Origin of the sequence: Candidatus Mycobacterium wuenschmannii, from assembly GCF_030252325.1 — a bacterium.
In the GTDB taxonomy this organism is placed as follows: Bacteria; Actinomycetota; Actinomycetes; order Mycobacteriales; family Mycobacteriaceae; genus Mycobacterium; species Mycobacterium wuenschmannii.
In genome coordinates, this window is record NZ_CP126981.1 from 70,443 (window position 1) to 83,778 (window position 13,336).

Here is a 13,336-nt window from a genome sequence, read left to right on the forward strand (position 1 = left end):
CTCAGGGGTTGAGCAGCGTGCCGAGTTCGGCCAGCAGCGTGCTCGAGGTCGACTGAACCAGGTCGCTCATGTTCGCCCATTCCGCGGTCGCCGTGGCGCCCAGTTCGGTGGGGAAGTCGTTGTTGGCGGCCAGGATTGCGGTCGCCAGGTCGTCGCGGGCGTTGAGGAAGCCGGCGATGATGCCGGTGTTCGGATCGAGAACTGTGTCGTTGAACAGCGTGGCGAACTGCTGGGGGAGCAGCAGCGACAGCAATGTCTGGCCGAACGCCAGCTCGGTGGGTAGGTTGATGTCGCTGGCCGCCAGGGACAGATTGTTGAAGATCGCCTCAAGGCTGCCGATCGGATTGGTGAGTAGGTCGTGATCGACTGCGGCCCAATCCGGTCGAAGGCTGGGGTGAACCGAAATTCCAGCGGAATGGTCGGGTCGCTGCCGAATACTGCGGCGAAATTGTCCGAACCCATCACGCCCTGCAGGCCGTGCAGGAGCAATTCCTGCAGCACCCAATCGGGTTGAGCATGCTCGCGCGAAAGGTCCAACGCGTAGTCGTAGGAGAACACCCGCTGCGACATGTCGGCGGCATACTCGGCCGGGCTGACGGTGGGGGTGTCGGCGGGCAGGTAGTTGGCGACGTCGGCGACCGGCACAACCTCGGTCGTCACCGGCAGGCCGATCGGGTCCGTGCCGTCCGGCAGGTTTTCAAAACGTGCGAAGATCTCGCCGCTGCTGACACCGCTGCTGTCAAGCCAATTCGCGACACCGGGGTTGGTCGCGCTGACCACGTAGTAGGTGTAGCCATCGGGGTCCGCGAACGCCGTGGTGTTGTTCAACGTGGTCTGCGCCAGGGTGAACGGTAGTGCCGCACCGAAGACATTCATCAGCTCGATGCCGCTGTAGCCGGATGGCACGTCCGGCACTTGCACGATCATTGCCTGCCCGGGTAGTAGATCGAAGTTTCCGCCGGATACGGCCGCGCTCGGCAGACCCGTTGCGAAGACGCTTGTCTCGGCGGTCAAGTCGCTCATGGTGTTATGCGGCAGGTCGATGCCGGCCACTTGGGCGAGGCCCATGTTCTCTCCGTTGAACGGCCCGACGATATTGCTGAACGCAGTGAATAGCGTGGTGAGCAGCGAATCGACCGAAGTGATCTGCCCTGTGGAAGTCCCTGCCAGGGAACCGATTTCAGCTGCGGCCTCGTCTCCGCTGGGAAAGATGCCGGTGGTCGGTATCGCGAAAAACGCCGGACAGTCGGACACGCAGTGGATGCTGATGTTGCCGGGCCCTTGCGCCCAGTCGCCCAGTACGTCGCGAATCAGCAGTGAGGCATCGCCATTGGTGGTCGCGCTGGTGTCGTTGATGAAGTTGACGGCGCCGGTCGGCGCGGTCGGGCCGATCTCGACGGTGAACGACCCGTCGGGATTGACGACCAGTCCGTGGTCGAGTTCGAGGCTCTCTTTGCTGACGCCGCCGAGCCGGTAATGGCTTCGGTCGCGATCGCGAAGGCCTCGGTTCCTTTGCCGATGGTCCCCGTGAGTTCGTAGGTCGCGCCGGGAGCCAGTCCTGCCGTCGCGTGGTAATAGATGTCGGGGGTGAAGAACTGGAAGTACTGACGGGAGTCGGCCGCATCGGTCGCCACCGCTTCGGGCGACTGGAAGAACACCCCGTTGAAGAGTTCGGTGACGCGCGACAATCCGGCGGACAGCAGTTCGTAGTTGGTGTTCTGCAGCCCTGTCATCAGCATGACGTCGGCGTCCGCGGTCGCGAAGGGCAGCGCCGCGTCGTACGCGGCGGCCTGCTGCATCGCGTCGAGAAGCTGGTCGAGCGCGGGCTGGTAGGCGGGATCCGCGTCAGCGGCGGGTGCGGTGATCGCCATAGCGGCAGCGCCGACAACCCCCGCGATCGCGATTCCGACGGACCGCAGCCGTCGCGGCAATGTCGAGCACCGCAGGTCGTCGTGCATCGCGGGGGCCATGCCGCTCCCTTCGTTGGGATGCGATGCACGAATTATTGGTCATAGCGAACTCAAATAGTGCGCTTTTCGACGCTACCGTTCGGCGGTGTCTCGACGGCGGCCTCAACCGCCTCTGGCCTGGTGCCTTTGCCTGCAAAAAGGTGAAGGGCACACCGAGGCAGTCGAAAGCTTCAAGCGATCGTGGCCAACACTCAGCAGTGGTTGGATGCCGGTGCGTCGAATTATGTTGCGCCAGAGGGACCCAAGCCGCCGCCACCGGGGTTGGCCGAGGTATTCGCAGATCGGTGGTTTTCAACCGAGCGGGGCATCAAGGAACTATTCGGCCAGGGCGGTCCCGGCTCACCGGGGGTTCTGCAGTCGTGGGAGCAGATGTTGAAGGGAAGGAACACGGTGAAATGTACGGTTATCAGCAGGTTGGCAACTCGTGGGTGCGAGTCGCAGATGGGGCCAAATGACACACGAATTCGTCGCTGCGGTTCAGTCGATCGTCGAGCCGTTGTTGACCGAGCTGGGGTTCCAGTTCGAGCAGTACACCGGGGATGTCGACGAGGGCGGCCCAACGGCGGCCGTGCTGGTGTACCGCTCCGATGACTGCAAGATTCAGATTTACAAGTCGTCTCGAGGCGGCGAGATCAATTGCATGATCGCTCCGCTCGACGCGGCGAACGTGGTAGGCCTTTATGATCATTCGGGCAAGTGGCAGTACCTACCGCGCTTTGCGTTACGGCAAGGTGTCCCTCTCGAAGAGATCGTCGAAGACAAGCTGTCGGTGAAATTTCCGACGACGGATCAATTCTTGGAGTCGGTTAGGGATCGCATCGCGAAGTATTACCCCGTCGCGCACGCAGGAGTTCTCGAAATGGGTGGTCCGGAGTGGTGGGCCGCGAGTCCCTGAAGCGTTTTACCCCTCCGCATCGTGCTCCACGGCCTTCGCCGCCCGACCCGCGACGATCGCAGTCGCCACCGCAACCGCCACGAAAACGACTGTGCCGCAGACCCCGACGAGGTTCAGGCCGGCGATGCTGCGCGCATTGAAGACGGCGATCGACACGGTCACACCGGTGACAAGGTGCACCGGCGTCAGGCGCAGCGCGGCGCGATGGCCCGCCACCCAGGCCTGATCGCTACGCATCGTCGACGGGGTGCGGATCCCGACGAACTGGTTGCGACGCAGATGCCCCTTCACTGCGGCCCAGTCGACGGCGATAAGCAGCGCGGTCATGAACCCAAAGGTCGCGGCCATGAACCCGGTCAACACGGCGATGTCAGATCCCACCCTGACCAAGTTAGCGAGTGGGCCGCTTCGGCTGTTCTAAGTTCGCACGTTCTGGGTACAAGATCGGCATGCAGCGGCCCGACACCATGATCGAGATTCACCGCGAACGTGTTCAGGACCAAACCGTCGAGATGTTTGCCGGCGATAGCTACACCGAGGCGGTCGACGGGCCCGGTTATTCGGCAACGGCCACTCTCGATCTGACGCTCGACCGCGTGTGGTTCCTCTTCGACGCGCAGCAGCGGTTGTGGCAGGAGCAGGTCGACGGCGAAACCCGCGATCCACTCCGGCATTTCGCGATCGACCTGGCGATCTTCGACTCCAAGATCACCATCGACTCGGTGACGTGCATCCCGCTGGTATCGCTGCCTCCAGCGACCATCACCATCCCGGACGGCCCCCGCGCCAACGAGTCACACGAGATCCCTTACAACGAAGTCCCGTTGTTCGGGCGTCTGACCGTGCATGACCAGCTCGAGCCGCGCGACACCGAACCCCGCAAAAAGACCATCGCCCTCGATTTCAACGTGCAGGATTCGCCCACGCTGCTGGCGCCCCCCTCTGACGACGACTTTGCGCCGCGTCTCTACGGTGCGCATATCGATCGTCGCCCGGACGGCGGCATCGCCTTCACCGACCAAGACCCGCGCATCACCTGGGAACTCGACTACGCCGAGGCGTACTGGATCACGCACAGCATCGCCGGCGAACTCATGGTCAGTCTCGAAAAGCTGCAACACCCAACCATTTCCGACGAGGACGCCAGGGTCCGGGTACTCGATTCGTTGGCCGCCCAGATCTCCGACGCCGTCCGCCCCAAGCTCGCCGAGATGGGCGAAGGCGGCGTCATGGACCTGATGCCGGCCCCGCTGGACGTGGACGCCGAGTCGCGCGACGACGTCACGGTGAAAGCGCTCGACGCCGTGGTGCAGCGGTTCGACATCGACGGAGTCGCCCATGAGTCCATGTTGATTCAGCTGCAGACCGTGCGCGAGCTGCCGGGCGGCGAAGAACTCCCGTTGTCCATACTGGCCGAGAACCCTTGCGAGAAAACGGGTTTGGCGGTCGCGGGGTGGAGCATTCTGCGCCAAGTTCGCGACACCGTGATGAACACCTTCGACCTGCACGAGGACGACTTCGACGCCGACGTCCCCTGCCTTCTCGCGGGACCGAAGACCATCACGATCGGCGGGCAGGAGCGCTGCCTGGAGGCGCTGGACGCCGACATCGTTCCGCGAACCGAGGACGGCCGGCTCGTCGTCGACGGCACCGTCAGCGCCGAGACCACGCTCTACGACTTCGACGCCACCTTCAAGGTCGTCTACGAGATGGGTCTCGACGACATTCCGCGCGACCCCGACGGCAACGAGACCCGGCGGGGCGACTTGGAGACCATCGAGAGTCTCGAGCAGGCCCTCAGCGCGGCGCGCGACAGGAAGCGCGCCGGTCAGTTGGCCACCGAAGACTACGAGGCGGAGGTCAAAAGGGTGCACGAGCGGCTCGACGACCTCCCCAAGACCGTCGGTGTCCGGCCGACGCAGAACCCACCCGAGGCGGACGTCAACCCGAACTTCAAGCTGACGGTGCCCGGCAAGGTGGCCGCCGCGGCCGGGGCAGCCGCTACCGTCGGACTGCTCGCCCTGCCGGTGACCTGGGTGGCCGGGGCCGCCGGGGTGGGTGCCGCCGGCGCGGGCGGCCTGCTGACGCTGGCGATCGTGCAATACCTGACGACCGTGCTGACGATCGACTGGTTCGGCGTCGGCCTGGGGTCTCGGCAGGTGAAGCAGTCACTCGACGACCGGCCCGAGGGCACGTCGCTGCCGCCGATCGGCATCCCGGTCGCGGTGGATCTCAATCGCCAGCGCCTCGCCGTGTACTTCCGTCCGCTGCCGTCGAAGCTGTGGATCGGCGGCGTCGCCCTCGACGACGAGGACGCCGACGAGCCCGAGGTGCGACTCGTCGGCGGCCGTTGGCCCACCGATGGCCACCCGTGGAAGCTGTCCAACGACGATGCGATGCTCTACGCCGGTTCGGGGGAGTTGCAGCTCTTCATGGAACCCGACAGCGTCAGTGGCGACGGCCCGGCCATCCAGGTCCTCACCGCCGACGATGGCCGTCGTTACCTCCAGGTTCAAAACGAGGACGCCGAGAAACTGCAGCGTCTTCCGCGGTTGTGTGGTCAAGACAACGTCGCCACCGGAAAGTGAGTCCTCACGTGGAACGAACGCGGGCCGTGCCTCTCGTACACCGCGCTGGCGCGGGTCAGCGCTGCGCGCGGCCGAATCGACCTCTGTAGGGTTATCGACGTGTGTGGAGCCACCGGTGAGGTGCGCCTCGACGATCGAGCGCCAGATGTAGCGGCGGTGGCAGCGATGACTGCCGTTATGACGCCGCGGGGTCCCGACGGGGTCGGCGTGTGGTCACAAGGTCGAGTCGCACTCGGTCACCGTCGCCTGAAAATCATCGATCTGACCGAGCACGGCGCGCAGCCGATGGTCGATTCCGACCTCGGCCTGACGATCGCCTGGAACGGCTGCATCTACAACTACAAAGAGTTGCGCACCGAGCTTCAGGGCTACGGCTATCGCTTTTTCTCGACCAGCGACACCGAGGTTCTGCTCAAGGCGTACCACCGCTGGGGCGACGACTTCGTCAGCCACTTCAAAGGCATGTTCGCCTTCGCGATCGTCGAGCGTGACAGCGGCCGCGTGCTGCTCGGCCGCGACCGTCTCGGCATCAAGCCGCTCTACATCACCGAGGACGACCACCGGATCAGGTTCGCCTCGACGCTCCCTGCGCTGCTGGCCGGCGGCGGCGTGGACACCCGCATCGACCGGGTCGCGCTGCACCACTACATGACGTTCCACTCCGTCGTGCCCGCACCGGCCACCATCCTGCGCGGCGTGCGAAAGATCCCGCCCGGGTCGCTGCTCGCCATCGAGCCCGACGGCCGCCGGGTCGCCACCACCTACTGGTCGCCGGATTTCACCCGCCACGACGACCGCGCCGACTGGTCCGAGCGCGATTGGGAAGACGCGGTGTTGGAGTCATTGCGCACCGCGGTCGAGCGCCGCCTGGTCGCCGACGTTCCGGTCGGCTGCCTGCTCTCCGGTGGTGTCGACTCCAGCCTGATCGTCGGGCTGCTCGCCGAGGCCGGTCAGCACGGACTGTCGACGTTCTCGATCGGCTTCGAGTCCGCCGGCGACATCAAGGGCGACGAGTTCCAGTACTCCGACATCGTGGCCCAGCGCTTCGAAACCGACCACCACCAGATCCGCATCGGCACCGAGCGGATGTTGCCCGCGCTGGGCGGCGCGATCGGCGCGATGAGCGAACCGATGGTCAGCCACGACTGCGTCGCCTTCTACCTGCTCAGCCAGGAGGTCGCCAAGCACGTCAAGGTGGTCCAGTCCGGCCAGGGCGCCGACGAGGTGTTCGCCGGCTACCACTGGTACCCGCCGATGGGTGCACCTGCGGCCGCGTCCATCGAAGGCTCCGTCGCGGAGTATCGCGCGGCGTTCTTCGACCGTGACGAGGAGGGCCTAGCCGCACTGCTTGCCGAAGGCTATGTGGCACAAGGTGATCCGAGTCAACGCTTCGTCACCGAGCACTTCGCCAATCCGGGCGCCGAAACCGGCGTCGACCGTGCGTTGCGACTCGACACGATGGTGATGCTGGTCGACGACCCGGTCAAGCGGGTCGACAATATGACCATGGCCTGGGGTCTCGAGGGCCGCGTCCCATTCCTCGACCACGAACTGGTCGAGTTGGCAGCCACCTGCCCGCCGGAGCTGAAGACCGCCCACGGCGGCAAGGGTGTGCTCAAAGAGGCTGCGCGGCGGGTCATTCCGTCGGAGGTCATCGACCGCCCCAAGGGTTACTTCCCGGTTCCCGCGCTGACTCATCTCCAAGGGCCGTATCTCGACATGGTCCGCGACGCCCTTTACGCTCCGGTCGCCAAGGAGCGAGGCCTGTTCGATACTGGTGCGGTGGATGCGCTACTGGCTGACCCCAACGGTCGGTTGACCCCGCTGCGCGGAAATGAGCTCTGGCAGATCGCCCTGCTCGAGCTGTGGTTACAACATCATGGTGTGACCGGGCCGGCCGCATGACCTCCACTGGTCCCTCCGAGGACCACCCCGAGGCGATCACGCTCAGCTTGCACGACGCGTCACCGCCACACTTGATCGACGCCATGGCCAAGGACGTCGAGCTCGAACTGGGTTGGGGCAAACTTATTTTCGGCCAGACGTTCGCCGACCCCGCGGTGCTCGCCGAGGCGATGCGTAGGGAGGCGCCGGGACGGCGCGACATCTGCATCTATGCGCGCGAGTCACACGTCGTCGTCGCGGGCGCGCCGTCCGAACTCTTCATCGATCCCAGCCACACCTATCGCCTCCGGTTCAGCGACGCGCTCACGGGCGACGACCCGGCGCCCAGTCCGATCGGCGTGACGGTGCGCGCTCTGAAGGACAAGTCCGATGCGGACTTGATGAACCGCGTTTTCGTCCGGTGTGGCATGGTCCCCGCGCCGGTGGAGGCGATCTGGGACAACCACCTGAACCAACCTGCCGTGACGTATTTGATCGCGGAACGCGACGACGACGGCGCGATGGTGGGGACGGTTACGGGCGTCGACCACGAACTGCTGTTCTCCGATCCGGAGCGCGGGTCGAGTCTGTGGACGCTGGCGGTGGACCCGGGCGCCGGTCTGCCAGGCATCGGGATCGCGCTCACCCGAAAGTTGGCCGCGGGCTTCCGCGATGCGGGCCGCGCCTACATGGACCTGTCGGTGACCCACGAAAACACCGCCGCGATCCGGCTGTACGAGAAGCTGGGATTCCGCCGCGTCCCAGTGCTGGTGATCAAACGGAAGAACGCGATCAACGTGCCGTTGTTCACGCCTCCGCCGGAGACGGTCGACGACCTCAACCCGTACGCGCGCATCATCGCCGACGAGGCGATACGCCGCGGCATCTGGGTGGAGGTACTCGACGCCGAGACTGGCGAGATGCGTCTCAGCCACGGCGGACGCAACGTGGTGACCCGAGAATCGTTGTCGGAGTTCACCTCAGCGATCGCGATGTGCCGGTGCGACGACAAGCGACTGACCCGTCGCCTTGTCTCCGAAGCCGGGATCACCGTGCCCCGCGCCCGGCTCGCGACCTTCGACGAGGGCGACTTCGAATTCCTGAAGGACGTGGGCGAGGTGGTGGTCAAACCTACTCGCGGAGAACAGGGTAAGGGCATCACGGTCGGCGTCAGCGTCGAGCACGGTCCCGGCGAACTGGCCGCCGCGGTGGCACGCGCACGGGAGGAATTCCCGGAGGTGCTGATCGAGCAGCGGGTGGAGGGCGACGACCTGCGACTGGTGGTGATCGATGGTCGCGTGGTCGCCGCGGCGCTGCGACTGCCACCGGAGGTGATCGGCACCGGTGAGCACACCGTGCGCGACCTGATCATCGCCGAGAGCCGCCGCCGCTCTGCCGCCACGGGCGGCGAGTCCAAAATTCCGCTTGATGTTGTCACCGAGGCGACCGTCGCCGAATACGGCTGGAAGTTCGACGACATTCTGCCGCAAGGGATGCGGCTCCGCGTACGCCATACCGCCAACCTGCATCAAGGCGGCACGATCCACGACGTCACGCCCGACGTGAACCAGGAGCTGTGCCGGGTCGCGGTGGCGGCCGCCGAGGCGATCGGCATTCCGGTCACCGGCATCGACCTGCTCGTCCCCGACGTCACCGGCCAGGAGTACGCCTTTATCGAAGCCAACGAGCGGCCCGGCCTGGCAAATCACGAACCACAGCCCACGGCAGCGGCTTTCGTCGACTACCTGTTTCCCGGCCAGCCAGGTCAGCCGTTTGCCTGGACACCCGAGGAATCGCCGCGCAACCCCGACGATTCAGTCGTCAGATAGCGTCCGGGCGGCAACGGCTCACCACGGTGACGGGATGCCCGCGCGAATGCGCGCGACCTCCGAACGCGCGAAGCGCACTCGATCGGTGTCGGCGCCCCGCGCGGCGGCCAACTCGTCGCCGAGCGAGTAGGCGGCGTTGAGGATGTAGCGCACGCGCCGTCGTTCCTGACGATTGAGGCCGGTTTTGCGAAGGGCCTTGCGAGCCTTGCGGTTACCGGCCATCGCGTCGAGTTCAGGCACCGTAATGACTTCACGGGCCTGCTCGGGGGCCATCACGGCGCGGACGAAATCGCGCTCCCTGGACACGGTCAGCTTGTACACCCGGGCGACGATGATCAGCGCGACGACGATCGTGCCGATCAGCAACCCGATGAGCAGCAGGGCGTTCTGGCCCGCGATGGCCGCGACCGAATCCCACGTCCCGTGCAACAGCATCGGAATCGCGACCAGCGCCAGACCCCGAAAGATCTTGCGCGGCTCGGCCGGCCGGCCGATCAGGTAGACCACGCCCGCGCAGAAGATGGCGCTGTACAGGATGTGCGCCGCGACCCCGGTCAGCATGCGCAAGATGATCGTGCCCACCGACGCGCCAATCTGGTTGGCGCCGAACTGCGTTCCGGCCGATGTCATGGCGTAGGTGATGTCTTCGACGATCTGGAATCCCAGGCCGATGAACGCGCCGAGGATGAATCCGTCGAACGCGGTTCGGACGTGGCGTTGCGCGAGCGCGATCAACAGCAACAGCCCGGAGCCCTTGGCCAGTTCCTCGGTGAACGGTGCGGCGAGCCCGGCGCCCCAGTTCAGCGCCCAGACCTGACCAAAGTGCTTGCCGTACAAGGCCAGCAGCGCGTCGTTGGCGTTGGCGGCCATCACCCCGGTCGCGGCGAACCCACCCCACAGGAACGCCACCACCATCAGTTTGTGCGGGAGCTTGGCGTAGTGGTCGATCCGATCGTTGAACCACCAGAACAACGCCGCGTAGATGGCGAACGACGTCACCGCGAGGCCGATCGCTTCGCCGTAGGCGTTGTATTCACGGGCCAGCACGGATAAGAACGTCAGCACGCCGATGCCGACGAGGGCGACATATCCCCAGAACGCGAAGTTACGCGGTTGGTAGAAAACGAACTTGCGGCCCCAGCCGGAGATGTCGAGCGCGACGTCGCGCGCTTGATCGAGGTCGGTGAGCGTGGTCATCGCTTGTCCTTCTTGGCCTCGTTGATGCTGCCGATCATCCGCAGCACGGCGGCACTGGGCTCGGTGCCGGCGTCGGTCGGTCCGGTTGCGATCGCCTCGACGCCGCGGTCGTCGAAGACGAAAGCGGCGATCAGACCGGCGGTGTGTGGTCCGGTGACACGAACCGTCGCACCCTCTTTGCCGGCGGCGGTGACGATTGTCTTGGGCGCGCCTGTGATGTGTACGCCGCGGCCCTGATTGAGCGCCTCGGACGTCGCCTCGATCTGGTCGAGCAGTTGATCGGCGTCGCCGTGAAACTCGCCGGTCCGCACCGTGAACTTCAGTGCCCCGTCCTCGACCGTCGCGGCCGCGGGGTACTGTCCGGAGATCGGGGCGTGCCCGGCGCGCACCCCGGAGGTGACGCCCCAACCGGCCTCCGGAATGAACGTGACGTCGCCCTCGACTTGCATCACATCGCCGGGACGCACGATGTCGTGGTAGGGCACCGTCGCGTTGATGACCGGAAGGACCACCGACATCAGGAACACCAGCGCGAATACCACCAGCGTTGGGCGCAGGGTGCGCCGGTCGAGGCCGAAGCGTCGTTCGTCGGCGGGCACCCAACCCTCGTCGGGTTCGAACCTCGGCGCTGCGGCCGGAGGGGACACTTCGGTCATGGTCTCACTTCCTCGTGGGCTCGATGAATTCTGGCATCACGCTGACGCTGGTGAAGCGTTTAGGCTCGCAAGATGACAATCGATCGCGCGGCGCTGGCGGTGGGCGGCATCCGTCTCGCCTCGGGCCTGTCCTTTCTCGTCGACCCTCTCCGGGCGAACAAACTCTGGGGTGATCCCGACACACCGACCCCCACAGCGCAACTGCTGTTGCGATCGATGGGTTATCGCGATGCGCTGATCGGCGGCTTGTTGGCCGCATCGGCACTGCGCGGCAAGAACACCCGCGGCTGGTTTGTGGCGTCAGCCGGTGCCGACGCCGCCGACCTGCTGGGCGGCATGAGTGTGCACCACCAGATGAAACCCTCGCAGCAGCTCGTCGGACTGGGCGGCGCGGTGGTCGGCATCGCCACCGGTCTGTGGGGCGCGGCGCGCCACAAGCCTGAGGTGTCGGCGCCGACCGGCGACTGATCATGCGGGCGTTGCGTTTCACCGAATTCGGTGACCCGGACGTGCTGCGCGTCGTCGATGTCGCGGATCCAGTCGCGACGGCGCAGGAGGCGATCGTCCGCGTCCATGCGGCGTCGGTCAATCCGTCCGACGTGAAAAATGTTGCCGGCGCGATGGATTGGACGGTCCTGCCTCGCACGCCGGGTCGTGACTTTGCGGGCGTGGTGGTCAGTGGCCCGGGTGAGTGGAAAGGCGCGGCGGTCTGGGGAACCGGCGGTGACACCGGCTTCAGCCGCGACGGCTCGCACGCTCAGCTGATGACAGTTCCCGTCGCGGCCCTGGCGCGCAAACCCGAACGGCTCAGCGTCGAAGAAGCCTCCGCCGTCGGCGTCAACTTCGTCACGGCTTGGTACGGATTGGTCGAGACCGCCGAGGTGGTCGCGGGTGAGACGGTCGCGGTGTTCGGTGTCACCGGGGGAGTCGGCGGCGCGGTCGCGCAGATAGCGCATACCCTCGGCGCCAACGTGATTGGTGTAGGGCGACGGCCACCGGCGGCTGAGACTCCTGCCGCGGCGGCGATCGACGAGTTCGTCACCTATGACGCCGCCGCCGGTATCAGCGCCAACGTGGTCTACGACGCAGTGGGTGGCTCGACGACACCCACGGCGCTGGCCGCGCTCGCGCGCCGGGGCCGACTGGTGGTGATCAGCGCGATCGGCTCGCCGCTCGTCGAGGTCAACATCCGTGCCTTGTACCGCAACGAGACTCGCATCCTCGGGGTCGACAGTGGGAAGCTGACGATCGTCGACTCGGCCGAATATCTGCGGAAGATGGCGCCTCACTTCGAATCCGGCGCCTTTCGCCCGCTGCCGATCACCGGCACCTACTCGCTCGAGGACGGGATTGCGGCGTACCGGGCTGTCGCCTCCAACACCGCCGGCCGCGTCGTCATCCGACCCTGACGATCCGAAGGGAACCCCGTCCATGGCGTCCGACCTGACCGAACACACCCTCACCGAAGCCGTGCAGCAGACGTTCGACAACGCGGCCGACGCCCGCTTCCGGGAGGTATTCCGCAGCCTGGTGCAGCACTTGCATGACTTCGCCCGCGACGTGCGTCTCACCGGCGAAGAATGGTTCGCCGCAATGGATTTCCTCGAGCGAGTCGGCAAGATCTCGACCCCGACGCGGCAAGAAGTCGTGCTGCTCTCCGATATCCTCGGATTGAGCATGCTGCTGGACAAGATCAACCAGCACACCGAGTCGTCGACCACCGACTCCGCGCTCCTCGGCCCGTTCTACTTCGAAGAGCGTCCCACCGCCGACAATGGCTCCGATATCGCCGAAGATGTCACCGGCACAACGATGTTCGTTACCGGACGCATCGTCGACGACCGAGGGCGTCCGATCGCCGGTGCAAAAGTCGACACCTGGCACAGCGACGGCGAGGGCTTCTACGACGTGCAGCAGGCCGCCAGGCTGCACGACCATCTCGCAATGCGCGCGCTGCTCACCACGGACGACGACGGGCGATTCTGGTTTCGGTCCATCACGCCGCGTTACTATCCGGTGCCGACCGACGGCCCGTGTGGCGAAATCCTGCGTGCGGCCAACCGGTCGCCGATGCGACCGCAGCACGTTCACTTCTGGGTGCACGCCGACGGATACGAACCGCTGATTACGCAGGTGTTCCTACGCGACGACCCGTACATCGACAGCGACGCCGTCTTTGCGGTGCAGGAATCGTTGAAGGCCGATTTCGACCATCACCCGCCGGGAATTGCACCCGATGGCAGCAACGTCGATCAGCCCTTCGTGACGCTGGACTGGACGCTGACGCTCGCGGCGGGCGTCACATAACCAAAGGGGG

12 protein-coding genes are annotated in these 13,336 nt (G+C 65.7%); 7 read left to right on the plus strand and 5 right to left on the minus strand.

Annotated elements, in window-relative coordinates; all coding sequences use genetic code 11:
- Position 1: 1 nt before the first annotated feature.
- The gene (locus PT015_RS00385) at positions 2-505 is read right to left on the minus strand and encodes a hypothetical protein (RefSeq protein WP_285188015.1); all 504 of its coding nucleotides are present in this window, start codon (positions 503-505) and stop codon (positions 2-4) included.
- Positions 506-1,310: 805 nt separating this feature from the next.
- Positions 1,311-1,970 carry a superantigen-like protein SSL4 gene (locus PT015_RS00390; RefSeq protein ID WP_285188016.1) on the minus strand — a complete coding sequence of 220 codons (660 nt, stop codon included), beginning with the start codon at positions 1,968-1,970 and terminating at the stop codon, positions 1,311-1,313.
- Positions 1,971-2,421: 451 nt separating this feature from the next.
- Between PT015_RS00390 and PT015_RS00395 the strand changes: the two genes are divergently transcribed.
- On the plus strand, positions 2,422-2,865 hold the full coding sequence (locus PT015_RS00395; RefSeq protein ID WP_285188017.1) for a hypothetical protein: 444 nt from the start codon (positions 2,422-2,424) through the stop codon (positions 2,863-2,865).
- Between the two features lie 6 nt (positions 2,866-2,871).
- Here PT015_RS00395 and PT015_RS00400 read toward each other — a convergent pair whose 3' ends face one another.
- Positions 2,872-3,246: an SdpI family protein gene (locus tag PT015_RS00400; RefSeq protein WP_285188018.1), complete on the minus strand. Its 375-nt coding sequence runs from the start codon at positions 3,244-3,246 to the stop codon at positions 2,872-2,874.
- Positions 3,247-3,314: 68 nt separating this feature from the next.
- Here PT015_RS00400 and PT015_RS00405 point away from each other — a divergent pair, with 68 nt between their 5' ends.
- From PT015_RS00405 to ngg, 3 genes are all read left to right on the plus strand, one after another.
- A complete protein-coding gene (locus PT015_RS00405; RefSeq protein ID WP_285188020.1) occupies positions 3,315-5,453 on the plus strand; it encodes a hypothetical protein in 2,139 nt (712 codons plus the stop codon).
- A 99-nt stretch (positions 5,454-5,552) separates the two neighbouring features.
- A complete protein-coding gene (locus tag PT015_RS00410; RefSeq protein WP_285188022.1) occupies positions 5,553-7,358 on the plus strand; it encodes an N-acetylglutaminylglutamine amidotransferase in 1,806 nt (601 codons plus the stop codon).
- Complete coding sequence (gene ngg, locus PT015_RS00415) at positions 7,355-9,166, plus strand: N-acetylglutaminylglutamine synthetase (protein ID WP_285188024.1); 1,812 nt, start codon at positions 7,355-7,357, stop codon at positions 9,164-9,166. The genes PT015_RS00410 and ngg overlap by 4 nt, the downstream gene beginning before the upstream one ends.
- Before the next feature lie 18 nt (positions 9,167-9,184).
- Here the strand turns inward: ngg and PT015_RS00420 are convergent, their stop codons facing one another.
- Together PT015_RS00420 and PT015_RS00425 are read right to left on the minus strand one after the other, a co-directional pair.
- Complete coding sequence (locus tag PT015_RS00420) at positions 9,185-10,363, minus strand: PrsW family intramembrane metalloprotease (protein ID WP_285188026.1); 1,179 nt, start codon at positions 10,361-10,363, stop codon at positions 9,185-9,187.
- Positions 10,360-11,019, minus strand: a complete 660-nt coding sequence (locus PT015_RS00425) for a hypothetical protein (protein WP_285188028.1) — start codon at positions 11,017-11,019, stop codon at positions 10,360-10,362. Before PT015_RS00425 ends, PT015_RS00420 begins: the two co-directional genes overlap by 4 nt.
- Before the next feature lie 72 nt (positions 11,020-11,091).
- On the opposite strand from PT015_RS00425, the gene PT015_RS00430 reads away from it, so the two are divergent.
- Genes PT015_RS00430 through PT015_RS00440 form a run of 3 tightly spaced genes read left to right on the plus strand, consistent with a single transcriptional unit; the run spans position 11,092 to position 13,326 of the window.
- Positions 11,092-11,487 carry a DUF4267 domain-containing protein gene (locus PT015_RS00430; RefSeq protein ID WP_285188030.1) on the plus strand — a complete coding sequence of 132 codons (396 nt, stop codon included), beginning with the start codon at positions 11,092-11,094 and terminating at the stop codon, positions 11,485-11,487.
- Positions 11,488-11,498: 11 nt separating this feature from the next.
- Positions 11,499-12,428 (plus strand): quinone oxidoreductase family protein, encoded by a 930-nt coding sequence (locus PT015_RS00435; protein ID WP_285188031.1) that lies wholly within the window; start codon positions 11,499-11,501, stop codon positions 12,426-12,428.
- Positions 12,429-12,450: 22 nt separating this feature from the next.
- Positions 12,451-13,326, plus strand: coding sequence for a dioxygenase family protein (locus tag PT015_RS00440; protein WP_285188032.1), 876 nt, complete (start codon positions 12,451-12,453; stop codon positions 13,324-13,326).
- Positions 13,327-13,336 lie beyond the last annotated feature (10 nt).

Excerpts from the sequence above, each read along its gene's own strand:
- PT015_RS00430 (WP_285188030.1), top strand. The coding sequence starts at position 11,092 with ATGACAATCGATCGCGCGGCGCTGGCGGTGGGCGGCATCCGTCTCGCC.
- PT015_RS00390 (WP_285188016.1), bottom strand. The coding sequence starts at position 1,970 with ATGGCCCCCGCGATGCACGACGACCTGCGGTGCTCGACATTGCCGCGA.
- PT015_RS00405 (WP_285188020.1), top strand. The coding sequence starts at position 3,315 with ATGCAGCGGCCCGACACCATGATCGAGATTCACCGCGAACGTGTTCAG.
- PT015_RS00425 (WP_285188028.1), bottom strand. The coding sequence starts at position 11,019 with ATGACCGAAGTGTCCCCTCCGGCCGCAGCGCCGAGGTTCGAACCCGAC.
- PT015_RS00420 (WP_285188026.1), bottom strand. The coding sequence starts at position 10,363 with ATGACCACGCTCACCGACCTCGATCAAGCGCGCGACGTCGCGCTCGAC.
- ngg (WP_285188024.1), top strand. The coding sequence starts at position 7,355 with ATGACCTCCACTGGTCCCTCCGAGGACCACCCCGAGGCGATCACGCTC.
- PT015_RS00440 (WP_285188032.1), top strand. The coding sequence starts at position 12,451 with ATGGCGTCCGACCTGACCGAACACACCCTCACCGAAGCCGTGCAGCAG.
- PT015_RS00395 (WP_285188017.1), top strand. The coding sequence starts at position 2,422 with ATGACACACGAATTCGTCGCTGCGGTTCAGTCGATCGTCGAGCCGTTG.